An 18,788-nucleotide genomic window follows, 5' to 3' on the forward strand; every position below is an offset into this window, starting at 1 on the left:
AGCTGAACGTACGTGGCCTCATCCTCTCCTGTCCGCCATGCGTGGAAGGTGCTCCTCGGTCTGCTCCTCGTGACGGCCGCCCTGTTCGGCATCAACGCGCTAGGGGTGTACGGCTTCCAGAAAAGCTCCTGGACGCCTGAGCTCGCCCTCGACCTGCAGGGCGGAACACAGATCGTCCTGAGCGCCGTGACCGAGGACGGCGCAGACCCGACGCCGGAACAGCTCGCTCAGGCGGTGTCGATCATCCGCCAGCGCGTGGACGCGTCTGGTGTCGCCGAGGCCGACATCACCACCGAGGGCGGGCGCAACATCGTCGTGCAGATCCCCGGTGTCGCCGACGACGAGACGCGGGCGCGCATCCAGGCCAGCGCGCAGCTGGAGTTTCGGTCCGTGCTCTACGCGGGAGAACCCGCCACGCAGTTCATCGGCGAGGACGGCAACGAGACGCCGTACCCGACGCCCGACACCACGCTCGAGGCCACGCCGACGGCCGAGCCGACCGACGGCAGCGACATGTCGTGGATCACGCCGAAGCTGCAGGCCGAGTTCCTCGCCTACAACTGCGACGATCCGGATAACGACCCGTCCGGCGCGCCGGCGGATCAGCCCTTGATCACGTGCGACGCCGAGCAGCCGATTAAGTACATCCTCGGGCCGACTGAACTCACCGGCGACGCCATCGATGACGCCACGAGCGGCCGCGACCAGCAGTCCGGCGCGTGGACGGTCAACCTGACCCTCGACGGCCACGGCACCGAGGTCTTCGGCAAGATCAGTCAGCGCCTGTACCAGAACAAGCTCGACGGGCTGAGCCCCCGCGACCAGTTCGCCTTCGTCCTCGACGGCAAGGTCATCTCGGCCCCGCAGATGAACGCGCAGATCCTCGACGGTCGCCCGAGCATCTCCGGATCGTTCACGCAGGAGACCGCGCAGACGCTCGCCGACCAGCTCAAGTACGGCGCGCTTCCGCTGAGCTTCACCACCGAGAGCTCGGATACGGTCTCGGCCACCCTCGGCAGCCAGCAGCTGCAGGTGGGTCTCATCGCCGGCCTCATCGGTCTCGCGCTCGTCGCGGTCTACTCGCTGCTCAGCTATCGGGCCCTCGGCACTGTGATCATCGCCTCGATCGCCGTGATGGGCGTGCTGACCTACATCATCATCTGCATCCTCGCGTGGCGCATGGGCTTCCGTCTGTCGCTCGCGGGTGTCGCCGGCCTGATCGTCTCGATCGGATTCACGGCGGACTCGTTCATCGTGTACTTCGAGCGCATACGCGACGAACTGCGCGACGGGAAGTCCATCACCGGAGCCGTCGAGGACGGCTGGGGCAGAGCGAAGCGGACGATCTACATCTCGAAGTCGATCAACATCCTCGCCGCCGTGGTGCTCTACATCCTCGCCGACTCCACGGTCAAGGGCTTCGCGTTCACGCTCGGACTGACCACGCTGATCGACGTCTTCATCTTCGTGATCTTCACGCACCCGGTGATGCAGATCCTCGCCAGGACGAAGTTCTTCGGCGGCGGCCACAAGCTCTCCGGCCTCGACCCCGACGCGCTCGGCGCCGTCTACCACACCCGCTCGCAGTTCCGGCAGCTCACGCCGGCGAAGGGCGGACGGGCAGCGAAGAACGCGCGTTCGCGAGGCGAGGCCGAGCGCCGCCAGACCATTGCCGAGCGCAAGCGGGCCGAGGCGCTCGCGGGCGACAGATCCACCGACGCCGGAAGCGAGGGAGAGCGCTGATGGCCTCCATGAATGAGTTCGGCAACAACCTCTACACGGGCAAGACCTCCTTCCCGTTCGTCGCGAAGCGCCGCCTGTGGTTCATCATCGCGATCGCGCTGGTGCTCGCATCGGCCCTCGTACCGCTGCTGCGTCCTGTCCAGTTCTCCATCGAGTTCACCGGCGGTTCGCAGTTCACCGTGGTCGGGCCGAAGTCCACGGACCAGTCCATCGCGGCCGGAGCGGTCGAGTCCGTCGTCCCCAACGCCGCGGCGAAGGTCGCGATCGTCAACGGCACGGATGTGCGCGTGCAGACCTCGCAGATGACGCCGGAGCAGACGCAGGCGGTCGCCGCCGCCCTCGCCGAGGCTTACGACGTGCCCGCCGACGAGGTCACCTCGTCGTTCATCGGCCCGGTGTGGGGAGAGAACGTCACCCGGCAGTCGCTGTGGGGCCTGGCGATCTTCCTCGCACTGACCTTCCTGATCCTCGCCATCTACTTCCGCACCTGGAAGATGTCCGTCGCGGCCATCCTCGGTCTGCTCGATGTGCTCATCATCACCATCGGCGTGTACGCCCTCGCCGGTTTCGAGATCTCGCCGGCCGCCGTGATCGGTTTCCTGACGATCCTCGCGTATTCCCTGTACGACACCACCGTCGTCTTCGACAAGGTGAGGGAGAACACGACGGAGGACGGGGAGAACTCCGCCCGCACGTTCGGTGAATCCGTCAACCTCGCTGTGAACCAGACGCTGGTGCGCTCGATCAACACGTCGATCGTCGCGGCCCTTCCGGTCGGCGCGATCCTGTTCATCGGGTCGTTCTGGCTGGGCGCCGAGACCCTCACCGACATCTCGCTGTCGATCTTCGTCGGCATCCTGGTGGCGACCTACTCGACGCTGTTCGTCGCGGCGCCGCTGTACTCGCTGTTCCGCGAACGCGAGCCGCAGATCGTCGAGCGCGACCGTCGCGTTCTCGAGCTGCGGGAGCGCGCAACGGTTGACTCCTGAGGCATTCCGGGCGGTCCGAGCCCGCCGCCGGACGCGTAGGATGATCTGACCCGGAGGAGATGGAATGGCGGAGCCGACCACACAGGCGCAGGGCTCGAGTCTGAGAAGGCTCGTGCCCCGCATCTTCTCGCGCGCCCCTCGCATCAACGACCTCGACAACCTCATCCGGTCGGTCCGGGTGAACCACCCCAAGGGCGACCTCGCGATCATCGAGCGCGCCTACCAGGTCGCCAAGGACAAGCACGAGGGGCAGAAGCGCCGCAGCGGCGAGCCCTACATCACGCATCCGCTCGCAGTCGCGCAGATCCTCGCCGAGATGGGGCTCGGCCCCCGCGCGATCGCAGCGGCGCTCTTGCACGACACGGTCGAGGACACCGGCTACGCCCTCTCGGAGCTGAGCTCCGAGTTCGGCAACGAGGTCGCCATGCTCGTCGACGGGGTGACCAAGCTCGACAAGGTCAAGTACGGCGAGAGCGCGCAGGCCGAGACGGTCCGCAAGATGATCGTCGCGATGTCCAAGGACATCCGCGTCCTGCTCATCAAACTCGCCGATCGGCTGCACAACGCCCGCACGTGGGGCTTCGTGCCGCCCGAGAAGGCCGAGCCGAAGGCCCGAGAGACGCTCGAGATCTACGCGCCGCTGGCCAATCGGCTCGGCATCCAGGCGATCAAGTCGGAGCTGGAGGACCTGTCCTTCGCGGTCCTGCACCCGAAGATCTACGCCGAGATCAACAGCCTGATCGCGCAGCGCACGCCGCAGCGCGAGAAGTACCTGAAGCAGGTCATCGAGTCGATCAATGAGGATCTGCACGACCTGCGCATCCGCGGCAAGGTCGGCGGCCGCCCCAAGCAGCTGTACTCCGTCTACCAGAAGATGGTGATCCGGGGCCGCGAGTTCGACGACATCTACGACCTCATCGGCATCCGCGTGATCGTGAACTCGGTCCGGGACTGCTACGCGGTCCTCGGTGCCATCCACGCGCGATGGACGCCGCTGCCCGGCCGGTTCAAGGACTACATCGCCACGCCGAAGTTCAACCTGTACCAGTCGCTGCACACGACCGTGATCGGGCCGAGCGGGCGGACGGTCGAGATCCAGATCCGCACGCACGAGATGCACCAGCAGGCCGAGTTCGGCGTCGCGGCGCACTGGATGTACAAGGAGCGGATGGCCGGCGGCAAGGCCGTCGACGGTCCGACCGACACCGACATGACCTGGCTCGCGCACATCTCGGACTGGCAGGCCGAGACCGCCGATCCCAGCGAGTTCCTCGACTCGCTGCGGTTCGAGATCGGCGCCAAGGAGGTCTACGTCTTCACCCCGAAGGGCCGCGTGATCGGTCTGCCGGCGGGGGCCACCACCGTCGACTTCGCCTACGCCGTGCACACCGAGATCGGCCACCGCACCATGGGCGCGAAGGTCAACGGTCGCCTGGTCCCGCTCGAGACCGAGGTACGCACCGGCGACGTCGTCGAGGTGTTCACGTCGAAGAACCCCGACGCCGGCCCCAGCCAGGACTGGCTCACCTTCGTCAAGAGCACCAGAGCCCGCAACAAGATCAAGGGCTGGTTCACCAAGGAGCGCCGCGAAGAGGCGATCGAGCAGGGCAAGGAGTCGATCGCGCGCGCGATGCGCCGTCAGAACCTTCCGCTGCAGCGCCTGATGAGCCAGGACTCGTTCGCCGATGTCGCGCACCAGTTGCGCTACGAAGACGTCTCGGCGCTGTACGCCGCGGTCGGGGAAGGACACGTGTCGACCCAGTCCGTGATCGAGAAGGTCACCGCTCTGGTCGCGGCGAACGACACGAGCACCGGCGCGATCGACCTGCCCACGCAGCCGCGCACGCATGCGCCGCGCGCAGGGGACTCCGGCATCCTCGTCCGCGGGGCCGCCGACATCCTCGTCAAGCTCGCCAAGTGCTGCACGCCCGTTCCTGGCGACCCCATCGTGGGTTTCGTGACCCGCGGCAGCGGCGTCTCGGTCCACCGCGCGGACTGCGTGAACGTCAAGGCCCTCGGCGACCAGGAGCAGCGCTTCATCGAGGTGGAGTGGGCGCCGACGACAAAGAGCGTGTTCCGCGTGCAGATCCAGGTCGAGGCGCTGGATCGCTCGGGACTCCTCTCGGACGTGACGCGGGTGCTCAGCGAGCACCACGTGAACATCCTCTCCGCCACCGTGAACACGAACGACGACCGTCTCGCGATCAGCCGGTTCGTGTTCGAGATGGGCGACTCCGTGCACCTCGACCGGGTGCTCAACGCGGTCCGCCGCATCGACGCGGTCTACGACGTCTACCGCGTGACCTCCTCGTAGCCCGGCGTCTGCTCTGCGAGCGCAGCCAACCGGTGCAGCGCGGCGCGCTTGCCCGGCATCCGATGCCGCGCGCCGATGAGCTCTCGCACCTGTCCGACGAGGCCGGGTGACAGAGCTGCCAGCCCGCAGGTCCATTCGGAGTGCAGCGGGTCGGAGCCGAGCACGAGGTCGGTGAGGGTGCGCGCCGGCGTCGTCACCGGCACGCCGCCGAGGCGCTGGATGTCGGATGCCTCGATCCTGCGCTCGTGCAGAATCACCGTGCGCTCCCTGGCGACGCGCTGCCGGCGCTCGACGATGCGCTGCAGGTGGTGGCACGCCGGGGGAGCATCCCCGACCCCGTGCACCCAGGCGGCTGTCGGGCCGCACAGCGCGTACCCCTCTGCGAGGACCGGGCGCAGGGACGCGGCACGCGCAGCGGCGTCCTCGGGGACGTCTGGGGGCATGTAGCCCTCGCCGACCTCGATCAGCACGCCGTCGATGCGCGCGGCGCTGAGTTCCGAGGCGGACAGCAGCGCCCCGGGGCGGTAGAACAACGTCGGATGCACACTCTCAGTGTGCCCGGCCGGTCCGCGCCCCGGGGCGTGTGTGGATAAGCTCAGCCGCCGAGGGCGTTCAGCCAGGCCCGACGCGCCTCGAGGGCGTCTGCGGCCTCCTTGGCAGCCTTCTTGTTCCCTGACTTCTCGGCCGCGGCGAGCTCGGACTCGAGCTTCTCGATCGCGTCCTGGAGCTGCTGGCTCATGTCGTTCGCGCGTGCCTTGGTCTCGGGGTTGTTGCGCTTCCAGTCGACCTCTTCGCGCGACTTGAGCGCCTGCTCGATGACGCGGAGCTTGTCGTCGAGCGCCCGCTCCTGCTCGCGCGGGAAGATGCGGCCGACCTCGTCCCACTGACGCTGGATCCTTGTCAGCAGTGCTCGCGCCTGCTTGATGTTCGGCTCGTCGGCGACAGCCTTCGCCTCTTCGAGCAGCGCCTTGCGAGCCTCGATCTTCGGCGCCGACTCGGCCTCTTCCGCGGCGGACTGCTCGGCACGTGCGGCGTAGAGCACGTCACCGGCGGCCTTGAACCGTGCCCACAGCGCGTCGTCGGCCTTGCGACCTGCGCGACCGGCGGCCTTCCAGTCATCCAGAAGCCCGCGGTACGCGGGGATGCCGTCGACGCCCTTGGGGGCGAGCGCCTCGGCCCGCTCGATCAGGGCGTTCTTGCGATCGCGGGCGGCCTTGTGGGTCTCGTCGAGTTCGGCGTAGAACGCGCGACGGCCCTTGTCGACCACGGCACGCGCATCGCGGAACCGCTTCCAGAGCTGCTGCGAAATGCCCTTGGGCAGCCGCGGACCGTTCTGCTGCTGGGACTGCCAGGTGTCGAAGAGCGTGCTCACCTCTTCGGTGACCTGCTTCCACTGCACCTTGCCGAGGTCGCGCGCGGCGACGGCCTCGATGGCTTCGACGACGACGGTGCGGTCGGCGATCGCTTTCTCGACGAGTTCCTTGGCCTCGCGGGCCTCGGCCTCGCGGGCCTCGGAGAGCGTCTCGGTGAGCGCGGTCAGTCGTGCGTGCAGCGAGGCGAGGTCGCCGACCGCGGCGGCACCGGTGATCTCGGTGACGAGCTTCTGCGCCTGTGAGGTCAGGTCGCTCGCCGACGCACCGCCGGACTGGTGCCGCTGCTCGAGCGTGTGCACCTTGAACGCGAGGTCGTCGAACTTGCGCACGTAGTAGGCGAGCGCCTCCTCGTGCGTTCCATCCGGGTACTGGCCGACGACGCGCCAGTCATCGCCCTCGCGGACCTCGACGGTTCCGTCCTCGGTGACACGACCCCAGTCGGCGGAGTCGGCGGCCGCGACAGGAGATGCCGGTGCGGCAGGCGCGCCCGCCGGTGCCGGAGTGCGCGAAGGCATCGGCACGCGCGGGGGCGCGGGGACGGGCGGGGTCGGCTTCGGGGTCTCGTCTGCAGACACGATGTGCTCCTTGCGCGGTCGGGCCGCGTGAGGGTGGGAAAGGACTTCGTTCAGCCTACTGGGCGGACGGCGCCGGGGAGAACAGGTCGCTGAACGGGTTCTCCAGGGGTGTCGATGAGCCGGAGGGCTCGGGCGCGGGGGCGGTCACGACCGCGTGCACGGACTGGCTGACGATCGCTCCGATGACGATCAGCGCTCCGATGATCACGGCCGCGGTGTTGTCGCGGACTCGGCGGCTGATCTGCCTCTCGTGCCAGGACGTCCGCGCCGCGTACAGCCGCGCGCGCTCGCTCGATGCCCTCGTGCGCTGTGCGCTCTTCGATCCGCGACCGGCCATCGTGTTCCTTCCCTCGGCGCTGGCTGCCCGCGCCACAGGCGAGCCTACCGGCGTGCCCTGTCCGCGGTGCGCATTAGCCTGGATGGATGACATCCGCGCCGCTGCTCTCGGGACAGACTCCGCTGGCCGTCCGCATGCGTCCCGTCTCGCTCGACGAGGTCGCCGGGCAGCAGCACCTGCTCCGCGCCGGTTCGCCGATCGTGGCCCTCGCCGACCCGGACGCCGCCTCTCCCGGGGCGGTCTCGATCATCCTGTGGGGGCCGCCCGGTACGGGAAAGACCACTCTCGCGCAGGCGATCGCGCGGTCGTCGGGGCGGCGCTTCGTCGAGCTGTCGGCCATCACCGCCGGCGTCAAGGACGTCCGCGAGGTGATGCAGGAGGCGATCACGCAGCGCGATCTGTACGGCCAGACGACGATCCTCTTCCTCGATGAGATCCACCGGTTCACGAAGGCTCAGCAGGATGCCCTTCTTCCCGGTGTCGAGAACGGCTGGGTGATCCTCATCGCCGCGACCACGGAGAACCCCTCGTTCTCGGTGATCTCGCCGCTGCTGTCGCGCTCGCTTCTGCTCACCCTGCAGCCGCTCACCGACGACGACATCGCCCTGCTCATCGACCGTGCGGTCGCGGATGCGCGGGGTCTGGGCGGCGCGGTCGAGATCGACGAGGCGGCACGCGGCGCGCTCGTGCGTCTGGCATCCGGCGACGCGCGCCGCGCGCTGACCGGGCTGGAGGCCGCAGCCGCCGTCGCGGCGTCGCGGGCCGCCGGCGACGATGCGCTGCCGTCCGTCACGGCCGACGACGTCGCCCAGGCCGTCGATCGGGCCCTCCTGCGATACGACAGGCAGGGCGACGAGCACTACGACGTGATCAGTGCGTTCATCAAGTCGATCCGCGGCTCCAACCCGGATGCCGCGCTGCACTACCTGGCGCGCATGATCGAGGCGGGGGGGACCCGCGGTTCATCGCCCGCCGGCTGGTGATCTCGGCCGCCGGGGACGTCGGGCTCGCCGATCCGCAGGGCCTGGTGATCGCGACGGCGGCCGCCGCCGCCGTCGCCTTCATCGGGATGCCGGAGGGCCGGATCCCGCTCGCCGAGGCGACCGTGTACCTCGCGACGACGGCGAAATCCAACGCGGCCTACGCCGGCATCGACGCGGCGATCGCCGATGTTCGCGCCGGCAGCTTCGGGCGGGTGCCCCCGCACCTGCGCGACGCGCACTACCCGGGCGCCAAGCGCCTGGGCCACGGCAAGGGTTACGCGTACCCGCACGACAACGAGCACGGCATCGTGCCGCAGCAGTATCTGCCGGACGAGCTCGACGGCCGTCGCTACTACCGGCCCAAGAACCTCGGCGCAGAGCGCGACATCTCGTCCCGCCTCGAGCGCATCCGCCGCATCCTCGACGGTCGCTGAGGGCGCGCGGCGCGTCTGTTAGACTTGATCGGCTCGAAACCGAGTTTTCGGGCATCCCTACGTTCACACCCCACCTTCTTCGCGCCCCGGCGTGCGCGATCCAGGCAGAGCGCGGGAGATACGTCCGTGCGACGTGAAAGACACGTCCACGTCATCGGAAGGAATGCTTCGTGGTCACGAAGTCCCAGGACCGCCGCAAGGTCCGTCTGTCCCGCGCCCTCGGCGTGGCACTCACCCCGAAGGCCGCCCGCTACCTCGAGAAGCGTCCCTACGCTCCGGGCGAGCACGGCCGCACCAAGCGCAAGGCCGACAGCGACTACGCCGTCCGCCTCCGCGAGAAGCAGCGTCTGCGCGAGCAGTACGGCATCCGCGAGAAGCAGCTGCGCATCGCGTTCAACGAGGCGCGCCGCGTCGACGGCCTGACCGGTGAGAACCTGGTCGAGCTGCTCGAGATGCGCCTCGACGCCCTCGTGCTGCGTTCGGGCTTCGCCCGCACGACTGCACAGGCCCGCCAGATGGTCGTGCACCGTCACATCATGGTCGACGGTCAGCTCGTCGACCGCCCGTCCTTCCGCGTGAAGCCGGGTCAGCTCATCCACGTCAAGCCGCGCAGCGAGGGTACCGAGCCCTTCCAGGTCGCAGCCGCCGGCGGTCACGCCGAGGTCCTGCCTCCCGTTCCCGGCTACCTCGAGGTCGAGCTCGACAAGCTGCAGGCACGCCTGGTCCGTCGTCCGAAGCGCGCCGAGGTTCCCGTGACCTGTGAAGTGCAGCTCGTCGTCGAGTACTACGCGGCTCGCTAGCGAGGTGCGCAGTACTCGAGTCGCGCAGCGACCAGACAAGCACTGGTTCGCGGTGCCCGCGTCAGCGGGTGTCGTGTACGCGGCTCGCTGATACAGCGTTACAGCAGAAGGAGGCGTCGGGGGAGATCCCGGCGCCTCCTTCCGTTTCCGCCTACGATGGAAAGACCGCGCTCTGCGGACCCAATCGCGAGGATGACGACATGAAGAACGTGCTGTGGTTCCTGATCGGCGTGATCGGCGGCTTCGTCGCCGCGCACTTCATGAACAAGGACCCCCGCGGCCACGACCTGCTGGCCGACGTCGACGCCCGCATCACCGAGTTCACCGCGATTCTCGGCGACGCGTATCGCGACCAGGAGGCGCGGCTCGTCGAGCCCCGTGAGAACTGACAAGGACAGCAACACCCTGATGAAAACCGCGGACATCGCGCAGCGCTACCTCACCTACTTCGAGAAGAACGACCACCTGATCGTTCCCTCGGCATCCCTGGTCAGCGACGATCCGTCGCTGCTGTTCACCGTCGCCGGCATGGTGCCGATGATCCCGTACCTGACCGGAGTCGTTCCCGCGCCGCATCCGCGGATCGCCGATGTGCAGAAATGCATTCGCACCAACGACATCGAGGAAGTGGGCCGGACCGCCCGTCATGGCACCTTCTTCCAGATGCTGGGCAATTGGTCCTTCGGCGACTACTTCAAAGAGGGCGCGATCCGCTACGCGTGGGAGCTGCTGACCTCCTCCGAGTCCGACGGCGGTCTCGGCTTCGACGAGAAGGATCTCTGGGTCACCGTCTACGAGACCGACGACGAAGCCGAAGCGATCTGGCGCGACATCATCGGGTTGAAGCCCGAGCGGATCCAGCGGCTCGGCCGGGCCGACAACTACTGGAACACCGGGCAGCCCGGCCCCGGCGGCCCGGATTCGGAGATCTTCTTCGACCGCGGTCCCGCTTACGGCAAGGACGGCGGACCCGCGGTCGACGACTCGAGGTTCCTGGAGATCTGGAATCTCGTGTTCATGCAGGACTTCATCGAGAACATCCGCGGGAAGACCGATTTCGACATCGTCGGCGAACTGCCGATGAAGAACATCGACACCGGCATGGGGCTCGAGCGCGTCGCCTTCCTCAAGCAGGGCGTCGAGAACATGTACGAGACGGACCAGGTGCGTCCGGTTCTCGACCGCGCGATCGAGCTGTCCGGTCGTCGCTACGGCGCAGTCCACGAGGACGATGTCCGTTTCCGCGTCATCGCCGACCACGTGCGCTCCTCTCTCATGCTGCTCTCCGATGGCGTCCGGCCGTCGAACGAGGGGCGCGGGTACATCCTTCGCCGACTCATGCGTCGCACGGTCCGGGCGATGCGTCTGCTCGGCGTCGATGAGCCGTCCTTCCCCGAGCTGTTCTCCGCGTCGCGCGATGCGATGAAGGCGACCTACCCGGAACTGGAGACGGACTGGTCGGTGCTGTCGTCCGCCGCCTTCGCCGAGGAGGAGACCTTCCGCCGCACGCTCGCGCAGGGGTCGACGATCCTCGACCTCGCGCTGGATCAGACCAAGAGCGCCGGGGGGAGCACTCTCAGCGGCCCCGAGGCCTTCCTGCTCCACGACACGTACGGGTTCCCGATCGATCTGACACTCGAAGTGGCGGAGGAAGCGGGTCTGTCCGTGGATCGCTCGGCCTTCGACGCGCTCATGCAGGAGCAGCGCCAGCGCGCCAAGGAGGACGCCCGCAACCGCAAGCGCCAGCTCGCAGATGTCTCGGTCTACCGCGACCTGCGTGCGCTCGGCGAGACGACGTTCGCCGGCTACGACGATCTCGAGACGGAGTCGCGGGTGCTGGGCATCCTCGTCGACGGCCAGCCGGCGGTGTCGGCGAGCGAAGGCCAGGTCGCCGAGATCGTCCTCGCCGAGACGACGCTGTACGCCGAGTCCGGCGGCCAGGTCGCCGACAAGGGCATGATCGTGGGACCGGGCTATGAGCTCGAGGTCCTCGACGTCCAGAAGCCGGTCCCCGGCCTCATCAGCCACACCGTGCAGGTGAGCACGGGCACGGTCGTGGTCGACGACCGCGCGACGACCGTCGTGGACGCGGCGAACCGTCGTGCCGCCCAGCAGGCCCACTCCGCGACGCACCTTGTGCACGCCGCGCTGCGCGACACGCTCGGCCAGGGTGCCACCCAGGCCGGATCCCTGAACCGCGCCGGCTACATGCGCTTCGACTTCTCGTGGTCGCAGCCGCTGTCGACCGATACGCGCACCGAGATCGAGGAGATCACCAACCGCGCCGTGCATGATGCCCTCGAGGTGACCACGCGCATCGTCTCGCTCGACGAGGCGAAGGAGGCCGGCGCCATGGCCCTGTTCGGCGAGAAGTACGGCGACGTCGTGCGGATGGTCGACATCGGCGGACCGTGGTCGCGCGAACTGTGCGCCGGCACGCACGTGCGCTCGAGCGCCGAGATCGGTCTGGTCAGCGTGGTCGGGGAGTCCTCCGTCGGCGCATCCAACCGACGCATCGAGGCCCTGGTCGGCCAGGATGCTTTCCGCGAACTCGCCGCCGAGCGTGCGATCGTCTCGCAGCTCACGTCGGCGCTGAAGACACCGCGCGAGCAGCTGCCCGATCGGATCGCCGAGATCGCCGCGAACCTCAAGGCGGCCGAGAAGCGCATCGCGCAGTTCGAGGCGAAGGAGCGCGAAGGCCGGGTTCCGGCGATCGCCGACGCCGCCGAGCGCATCGGCGCCTTCCGCGTGGCCGCAGTGTCGATCGGCGAGGTCGCCTCGGGGGATGACCTGCGCGGCCTCGCGCTGAGCGTGCGCGAACGCCTCGGGTCCGACCCCGCGGTCGTCGCCCTCGGCGGCGTGGCCGGCGGGCGGCCCGTGGTGGTGGTCGCGACGAACGAGGCGGCCCGTGCGGCCGGCGCCAAGGCCGGTGCGCTCGCGAAGCGCGCCGCGGGCGTGCTCGGCGGCGGTGGCGGCGGACGCGATGACGTCGCCCAGGGCGGCGGAACGGATGCCGCAGCCCTCCCGGCGGCCTTCGACGCCATCACGACCGAGCTGCGGAGCGCGTGACCGGTTTCCGTCGCGGCGTGCGACTCGGCGTGGACGTGGGCAGGGCCCGCGTCGGCGTCTCGCGCTGCGACCCCGACGGGATGCTGGCGGTCCCGGTGGAGACCGTGCCGCGCTCGGATGCCTCGCTCCAGCGTCTCGCCGAGATCGCGGAGGAGTACGAGCCTCTCGAGTTCGTCGTCGGCCTCCCCGTGAACATGCATGGCGAGGACACTCCGTCGACGACCGATGCCAGAGATTTCGCGTCTGCGCTGACCGCTCTGACGTCCATCCCGGTACGGCTCGTCGACGAGCGTCTGAGCACGGTCTCGGCGCATGCCGCGCTCCGCTCCTCTGGAAGAACCCAGCGGAACTCTCGTAGCATTGTCGATCAGGTCGCCGCTGTGGTCCTGCTGCAGCACGCGATCGACACGGAGAAGAGCACCGGCAGCCCGGCCGGTTCCGTGGCCCCGACCCCCGAGGAGCCCGCCTGACCATGCCCGATCGTGAGAACGCAGAGTCGAGTTCGCACAGTCTGTCCGACGAGCTCTTCTCGAAGCTGCCGGAACCGTCGCACCGTGCGCCGTCGTCCGAATCGTCTCCGCCGGCTCCCGGTTCGCGCCGGGCCCGTCGCGAGGCCGCGCGGTCCGGAGACTCCGCGCAATCCGGTGACGACGCGCAACCCGGTGACGACGCGCAGTCTGTCAACGACGACGCGACACGCACTCGTACGATCGTGAGCGAGCCACCCGCCGTGCCTGCACGTTCGGAGGAATCCGCACCGGCGGCAGCACACGAGCAGAACGCGGACGTGAACGAAGAGCCTGCCGCTCCGGCGCAGGCCGCTCAGTCCCGTGCGGCGACGCTCGACGACCTCTTCGAAGCCGACCACAGCGAGGACGTCCACTCCAAGAAGGAGAAGAAGAAGCGCCGCACCGGGTGCCTCGTCGCCCTCGTGATCCTCCTCGCCATCCTCGGCGGTCTGACCGCGGGCGGATTCTGGGTCTGGAACACCTACGGCGACAAGATCAGCGACGTCATGGGCTGGGGCCCGCCCGAGGACTGGGAGCCCGGCATCGCGACCGGCGAGGTCTTCGTCACGATCCGTGACGGCGACACCGGCGCGCCGGTGTCCACCGCGCTGTACGAGGCGGGCGTCACGCGCACGGAGAACGTCTTCTACGACTACCTGGTCGACGAGAACATCGCCGTGACGTTCTACCCCGGCGTGTACAAGCTGCAGGAGAAGATGACGGCGCAGGCCGCACTCGAGGCGATCCAGGACCCTGCGAGCAAGGCCGAGAACACGGCATCCGTTCCGGAGGGGTCCACGCTCGAGCAGATGCTCCCGCTGATCGCCGACGGGCTGGCGATGCCCGTGGAGGACTTCCAGGCGGCCGTCGAGAACCCGAGCACCTACGGCGTGGCGGCGGACAGCCTGGAGGGCTGGCTGTTCCCTGCCGTCTACACCTTCGATCCGGAAGTCACCGCCGAGCAGGTGATCCAGCGGATGGTCGACCGGACGTGGGAGTCGCTCGCGGCGGCACAGGTTCCTGACGCCGACGCGCAGCGCATCCTGACGATCGCTTCGATCATTCAGCGCGAAGGCAGAGCAGACGACTTCGACAAGGTGTCGCGCGTCATCCAGAACCGTCTCGACGACGGGATGAAGCTGCAGATGGACTCCACCGCGCAGTTCGGATACGGCGAACTGCACGCAGGGGTCGTCAGCACGTCGGAGGAGGCGCAGTTCGACGACAACCCGTGGAACACCTATGTGATCGACGGGCTTCCGAAGGGCCCGATCGCGACAGCCAGCGACGCTGCGATCGACGCGGCCATGCATCCGGCAGACGGACCGTGGCTCTACTTCGTCACGATCAACCCGCAGACCGGTGAGACGGTCTTCTCGACGACGTACGAGGAGCACCAGGCGGCGATCGGAACATGGCAGCAGTGGTGCCGTGACAACCCCGACCAGGGCTGCTGAGACGATGACGACGAGCCCCCGCCTCGCGGTATGGGGCGACCCGATCGCGCATTCGAGGTCGCCGCAGCTCCACACCGCGGCCTACCGCGTGCTCGGCCTCGACTGGGTGTACGACCGTCGCCAGGTGACGGCCGAGGCGTTCGATGACGCTCTGGCCGGACTCGACGGCGCTTGGCGCGGGCTGTCACTCACGATGCCGCTCAAGGAACGCGCCTTCGCGGCGGCCGCGAGCGTCGATCGGCATGCCGAGCTCACGGGGGTCGTGAACACGCTGCTGCTGGGGGAGCGGCCGGCGGGTTTCAACACTGACGTCGGCGGCATCGTCGACGCGCTCGGCGATGACGGCATCACCGGGGTGCGGTCCGTCCGCATCCTCGGCGCCGGGGCGACCGCGGCATCCGCCCTGGTCGCGTCCGCCGAACTCGGTTCCGAGCACGTCGAGGTCCGCGCCCGGAGGCCCGAGCGCGCCGCGGCGCTCATCGCCCTGGGCCGGCGCCTGGGTGTTCAGGTCGACGTCGACCTCCTCGACGCCGCGCCGACTGCCGTCGATCTGACCGTCTCCACGCTTCCGGGCGGCGCCGATCTGGACGAGAGCGTCGCACGGGCGCTCTCCGCGGACGGCGGAGCACTGTTCGACGTCGCCTACGCGCCGTGGCCGTCGGCGCTCGGCGCCGTCTGGCAGCAGCGGCCGGTGATCTCCGGACTCGGGATGCTCCTGCACCAGGCCGTCCGCCAGGTGCGGATCTTCGTGAACGGCGACCCGGCGGCACCGCTCCCGGATGAGCACGCCGTGCTGACCGCGATGCGCGACGCGCTCTGACGAGGCGGTCTGCGACATACGGACCGAGCAGGGTCTGAAGCCATGGGAGACTGGAGCAATGCTCCGCGTGCTCACCGCCGGCGAATCGCACGGCCCCGAACTCATCGCCGTCATGGAGGGGCTGCCCTCCGGCGTCCCGATCTCCTGCGAGGCGATCCAGGCAGACCTCGCGCGCCGCAAGCTCGGCTACGGCCGCGGCTCGCGCATGAAGTTCGAGCAGGACGAACTGACGATCTCCGGCGGCGTCCGCCACGGCAGGACGCTCGGCAGCCCGGTCGCCCTGCGCATCGGCAACACCGAGTGGCCCAAGTGGGTCGAGGTGATGAACCCCGAGCCGGTCGAGATCACCGAGAAGTCGCGCGGCCGCTCGGCACCGCTGACCCGCCCGCGGCCGGGGCACGCCGACCTCGTCGGCATGCAGAAGTACGACTTCGACGAGGCCCGTCCGATCCTCGAGCGCGCGAGCGCCCGCGAGACCGCGGCCCGTGTCGCGCTCGGCGCCGTGGCCCGTTCATTCCTCGGCGAACTCGGCATCCGCCTGGTCAGCCACACGCTCTCCATCGGACCCGTCCAGGTTCCCGAGGGGCGCGCCCTGCCGACGCCCGACGACGTCGACGTGCTGGATGCCGATCCGCTCCGCTGCTTCGATGCCGAGACGTCCGCGCGCATGGTCGACGAGATCGACGACGCCCGCAAAGCGGGCGACACCCTCGGCGGCATCGTCGAGGTGCTCGCGTACGGACTGCCCCCAGGGCTCGGCTCGCACGTGCATTGGGACCGGCGCCTGGACGGTCGTCTCGCGCAGGCCGTCATGAGCATCCAGGCCATCAAGGGCGTCGAGATCGGTGACGGCTTCGAGACCACGCGTCGCCGGGGCTCCGCAGCCCATGACGAGCTCTTCGCCGCCGATGACGGGATCACGCGATCGTCCGACCGCGCCGGAGGCACGGAGGGCGGCATGTCCACCGGTACCGTGCTGCGCGTCCGCGCCGGCATGAAGCCGATCGCGACGGTGCCGCACTCGCTGCGGACGATCGACGTCGCAACCGGCGACGCCGCGACCGCCCACCACCAGCGCTCCGACATCAGCGCGGTTCCCGCAGCCGGCGTCGTCGCCGAGGCCATGGTCGCCATCGAGCTGGCGAACGCCGTGCTCGAGAAGTTCGGCGGCGACAGCATCGGCGAGACCCGCCGCAACCTCGAGAGCTACCTCGCCGCCATCCCGGCGGAGCTGCGCACAGCCCCCGCTTCCGAGGCGGCCCTGATCGCCCACGATGAGCAGTCCTGAGCCTCTGACGCTCGCGCTCGTGGGGCCCATGGGCGCGGGGAAGACGAGTGTGGGGCGCCGGGTCGCCAAGAAGCTCCAGGTGCCGTTCATCGACACCGACAGGCGGATCGTCGCAGAGCACGGACCGATCCCCGAACTGTTCACGGCATACGGCGAGGAGCACTTCCGCGCGCTCGAGCGCACAGCGGTCGCGCAGGCCCTCGCCGAGGGCGGTGTGGTCTCCGTCGGCGGAGGAGCCGTGACCTCGGCCGAGACGCGGGAGCTGCTGAGACGGCATACGGTCGTCCTCCTCACCGTCTCGCCCGAGACGGTCGCCCGCCGCATCAGCGGCGGAGGGCGGCCGATGCTCGCCGGGGGCGAGGACCCGATGGTGCGGTGGAACGAGATATACGAGCAGCGCCGCGGCTGGTACGAGGAGGTCGCCGATGCGACCTTCGACACGTCTCGACGGCCGATGCACCGCATCGCCGAAGAGATCGCGGCATGGAGGAGAGAGCAGGCATGAGCACGACGACCATCAGCGTGACCGGACAGGCGTCCTACGACATCAGCATCGGCCGGGGCATCCTGGACCAGGTGTCCGGTGCGCTCGATCCAGCCGTCCGCAAGATCCTCGTCGTCCACCCCCCGACGCTCGCGGCGCGCGCCGCGGAGCTGCGCGACCGCCTGCTCGCCGATACGACGAACGGACAGCGCGAGGTGCTGCTGGCCGAGATCCCGGATGCCGAGCAGGGCAAGCGCATCGAGGTGGCGGCCTTCTGCTGGCAGATCATGGGGCAGTCCGACTTCACCCGCACGGACGCGGTCATCGGCTACGGCGGGGGAGCGGTCACCGACGTCGCGGGCTTCGTCGCGGCCACCTGGCTGCGCGGCGTGCAGGTCGTGCAGGTGCCGACGACCGTCCTCGGACTCGTCGACGCCTCGGTCGGAGGCAAAACCGGCGTCAACACGAACGAGGGCAAGAACCTCGTCGGCGCCTTCTGGGCGCCGCGCGCGGTGATCGGAGACCTGGACGAGCTCGGCAGCCTCAGCGCCCACGAGGCCACGGCGGGGTTCGCCGAGGTCGTGAAGGCCGGCTTCATCTGGGCACCCGAGATCCTCGACATCATCGAGGCGGACCCGGCAGCGGCCGTCGACACCACGACCGACGGATTCCGCCGCGCGGTCGAGCTCGCCGTCGACATGAAGGCGCGCGTCGTGTCCGAGGACTTCCGCGAGGCGGGGCAGCGCGAGATCCTCAACTACGGCCACACGCTCGGCCACGCCATCGAGCACGCCGAGCGCTACCGCTGGCGGCACGGCGCCGCGATCTCGATCGGCATGATGTACGCGGCCGAGCTGTCGCGGCTGGCCGGCCGGCTCTCCGACGCGGCCGTCGACCGGCACCGGTCCATCCTCGAGTCGTTGGGTCTTCCGACCACTTACCGCGCGGGTGCATGGGCGACCCTGCTCGCGACCATGCAGCGCGACAAGAAGGCCCGCGGCGGGATGCTCCGCTTCATCCTGCTCGACGACATCGCCAAGCCCACCGTGCTGCAGGCACCGGACGAGTCGCTCCTGTTCGCCGCCTACCAGGAGGTGGGGGCATGACCCGCCGACTGCTGCTCGTGAACGGCCCGAACCTCAATCTGCTCGGTGTCCGCGACCCCGCGGTCTACGGCACGACCACCCTGGCCGACGTCGAGCGGATCACAGCCGAGGCCGCCGCTGCGGCCGGGTTCGAGGTGCGCAGCATCCAGTCGAACCATGAGGGCGTGCTGATCGACGCCATCCACGACGCCCGCGAGGACTGCGCAGGCGTCGTGATCAATCCCGGCGGCCTCACCCACACCTCCGTGGCTCTGCGCGACGCCCTCACCGGCGTGAGCCTGCCGTTCGCCGAGGTGCACATCTCCGACGTCAACGCGCGGGAGGAGTTCCGCCGCTTCTCGTACCTGCACGACGTCGCCGCCGTCCGGGTGATCGGCGAGGGGGTCGACGGCTATGCGAGCGCCGTCGCACAGCTGACGGCGCTCATCCCGTAGAATCTACTGTCGGCCGCGCGCTTCGACCTGCTCGGCGACCGGCCCCCTTACTTCTAACGAACGGAACTTCCCC

At 69.1% G+C, this 18,788-nt stretch carries 16 protein-coding genes and 1 pseudogene; 14 read left to right on the plus strand and 3 right to left on the minus strand.

Annotated features, from left to right (window positions below):
- The first annotated feature begins 12 nt into the window (after window positions 1–12).
- From secD to HWX58_RS06830, 3 genes are all read left to right on the plus strand, one after another.
- On the plus strand, window positions 13–1,743 hold the full coding sequence (gene secD, locus HWX58_RS06820) for a protein translocase subunit SecD (protein WP_175986261.1): 1,731 nt from the start codon (window positions 13–15) through the stop codon (window positions 1,741–1,743).
- Window positions 1,743–2,732, plus strand: coding sequence for a protein translocase subunit SecF (secF, locus tag HWX58_RS06825; protein ID WP_175986262.1), 990 nt, complete (start codon window positions 1,743–1,745; stop codon window positions 2,730–2,732). The genes secD and secF overlap by 1 nt, the downstream gene beginning before the upstream one ends.
- 64 nt (window positions 2,733–2,796) lie before the next feature.
- A complete protein-coding gene (locus HWX58_RS06830) occupies window positions 2,797–5,046 on the plus strand; it encodes a RelA/SpoT family protein (protein ID WP_175986263.1) in 2,250 nt (749 codons plus the stop codon).
- Here HWX58_RS06830 and HWX58_RS06835 read toward each other — a convergent pair.
- From HWX58_RS06835 to HWX58_RS06845, 3 genes are read right to left on the minus strand one after another with little or no spacing between them, the layout of a single operon-like run.
- The gene (locus HWX58_RS06835; protein WP_175986264.1) at window positions 5,025–5,591 is read right to left on the minus strand and encodes a type IV toxin-antitoxin system AbiEi family antitoxin; all 567 of its coding nucleotides are present in this window, start codon (window positions 5,589–5,591) and stop codon (window positions 5,025–5,027) included. The two genes, HWX58_RS06830 and HWX58_RS06835, sit on opposite strands and share 22 nt — an antisense overlap.
- Before the next feature lie 50 nt (window positions 5,592–5,641).
- Window positions 5,642–6,994 (minus strand): DUF349 domain-containing protein, encoded by a 1,353-nt coding sequence (locus HWX58_RS06840; RefSeq protein WP_250646138.1) that lies wholly within the window; start codon window positions 6,992–6,994, stop codon window positions 5,642–5,644.
- Window positions 6,995–7,049: 55 nt separating this feature from the next.
- Window positions 7,050–7,367, minus strand: coding sequence for a hypothetical protein (locus HWX58_RS06845; RefSeq protein WP_175986265.1), 318 nt, complete (start codon window positions 7,365–7,367; stop codon window positions 7,050–7,052).
- 50 nt (window positions 7,368–7,417) lie between these two features.
- Between HWX58_RS06845 and HWX58_RS06850 the strand changes: the two are divergent.
- The 11 genes and pseudogenes from HWX58_RS06850 to HWX58_RS06900 all read left to right on the plus strand — a co-directional run bounded on the left by HWX58_RS06850 (window position 7,418) and on the right by HWX58_RS06900 (window position 18,715).
- A pseudogene (locus HWX58_RS06850) lies at window positions 7,418–8,748 on the plus strand (replication-associated recombination protein A).
- Between the two features lie 170 nt (window positions 8,749–8,918).
- Entirely contained in the window at window positions 8,919–9,548 is a 630-nt protein-coding gene (rpsD, locus tag HWX58_RS06855; protein ID WP_175986266.1) for a 30S ribosomal protein S4, read from the plus strand.
- Window positions 9,549–9,748: 200 nt separating this feature from the next.
- Window positions 9,749–9,937 carry a hypothetical protein gene (locus HWX58_RS06860; protein ID WP_175986267.1) on the plus strand — a complete coding sequence of 63 codons (189 nt, stop codon included), beginning with the start codon at window positions 9,749–9,751 and terminating at the stop codon, window positions 9,935–9,937.
- A 19-nt stretch (window positions 9,938–9,956) separates the two neighbouring features.
- Window positions 9,957–12,617 carry an alanine--tRNA ligase gene (gene alaS / locus HWX58_RS06865; protein ID WP_175986268.1) on the plus strand — a complete coding sequence of 887 codons (2,661 nt, stop codon included), beginning with the start codon at window positions 9,957–9,959 and terminating at the stop codon, window positions 12,615–12,617.
- Window positions 12,614–13,087, plus strand: coding sequence for a Holliday junction resolvase RuvX (gene ruvX / locus HWX58_RS06870; protein ID WP_175986269.1), 474 nt, complete (start codon window positions 12,614–12,616; stop codon window positions 13,085–13,087). Before alaS ends, ruvX begins: the two co-directional genes overlap by 4 nt.
- A 317-nt stretch (window positions 13,088–13,404) precedes the next feature.
- Window positions 13,405–14,583 (plus strand): endolytic transglycosylase MltG, encoded by a 1,179-nt coding sequence (gene mltG, locus HWX58_RS06875; protein WP_250646139.1) that lies wholly within the window; start codon window positions 13,405–13,407, stop codon window positions 14,581–14,583.
- Window positions 14,558–15,403: a shikimate dehydrogenase family protein gene (locus HWX58_RS06880; RefSeq protein WP_250646140.1), complete on the plus strand. Its 846-nt coding sequence runs from the start codon at window positions 14,558–14,560 to the stop codon at window positions 15,401–15,403. Before mltG ends, HWX58_RS06880 begins: the two co-directional genes overlap by 26 nt.
- A 58-nt stretch (window positions 15,404–15,461) precedes the next feature.
- Window positions 15,462–16,691 (plus strand): chorismate synthase, encoded by a 1,230-nt coding sequence (gene aroC / locus HWX58_RS06885; protein WP_175986272.1) that lies wholly within the window; start codon window positions 15,462–15,464, stop codon window positions 16,689–16,691.
- A complete protein-coding gene (locus HWX58_RS06890; protein WP_175986273.1) occupies window positions 16,678–17,196 on the plus strand; it encodes a shikimate kinase in 519 nt (172 codons plus the stop codon). Before aroC ends, HWX58_RS06890 begins: the two co-directional genes overlap by 14 nt.
- On the plus strand, window positions 17,193–18,281 hold the full coding sequence (gene aroB, locus HWX58_RS06895) for a 3-dehydroquinate synthase (protein WP_175986274.1): 1,089 nt from the start codon (window positions 17,193–17,195) through the stop codon (window positions 18,279–18,281). Before HWX58_RS06890 ends, aroB begins: the two co-directional genes overlap by 4 nt.
- The gene (locus tag HWX58_RS06900) at window positions 18,278–18,715 is read left to right on the plus strand and encodes a type II 3-dehydroquinate dehydratase (RefSeq protein ID WP_175986275.1); all 438 of its coding nucleotides are present in this window, start codon (window positions 18,278–18,280) and stop codon (window positions 18,713–18,715) included. Before aroB ends, HWX58_RS06900 begins: the two co-directional genes overlap by 4 nt.
- Window positions 18,716–18,788: the final 73 nt, after the last annotated feature.

It is taken from the genome of Microbacterium tenebrionis, assembly GCF_903645325.1.
In the GTDB taxonomy this organism is placed as follows: domain Bacteria; phylum Actinomycetota; class Actinomycetes; order Actinomycetales; family Microbacteriaceae; genus Microbacterium; species Microbacterium tenebrionis.

Coding starts and splice junctions, on each gene's coding strand:
- alaS (WP_175986268.1), top strand. CDS start 9,957: ATGAAAACCGCGGACATCGCGCAGCGCTACCTCACCTACTTCGAGAAG.
- aroB (WP_175986274.1), top strand. CDS start 17,193: ATGAGCACGACGACCATCAGCGTGACCGGACAGGCGTCCTACGACATC.
- secF (WP_175986262.1), top strand. CDS start 1,743: ATGGCCTCCATGAATGAGTTCGGCAACAACCTCTACACGGGCAAGACC.
- HWX58_RS06890 (WP_175986273.1), top strand. CDS start 16,678: ATGAGCAGTCCTGAGCCTCTGACGCTCGCGCTCGTGGGGCCCATGGGC.
- aroC (WP_175986272.1), top strand. CDS start 15,462: ATGCTCCGCGTGCTCACCGCCGGCGAATCGCACGGCCCCGAACTCATC.
- HWX58_RS06830 (WP_175986263.1), top strand. CDS start 2,797: ATGGCGGAGCCGACCACACAGGCGCAGGGCTCGAGTCTGAGAAGGCTC.
- HWX58_RS06900 (WP_175986275.1), top strand. CDS start 18,278: ATGACCCGCCGACTGCTGCTCGTGAACGGCCCGAACCTCAATCTGCTC.
- HWX58_RS06860 (WP_175986267.1), top strand. CDS start 9,749: ATGAAGAACGTGCTGTGGTTCCTGATCGGCGTGATCGGCGGCTTCGTC.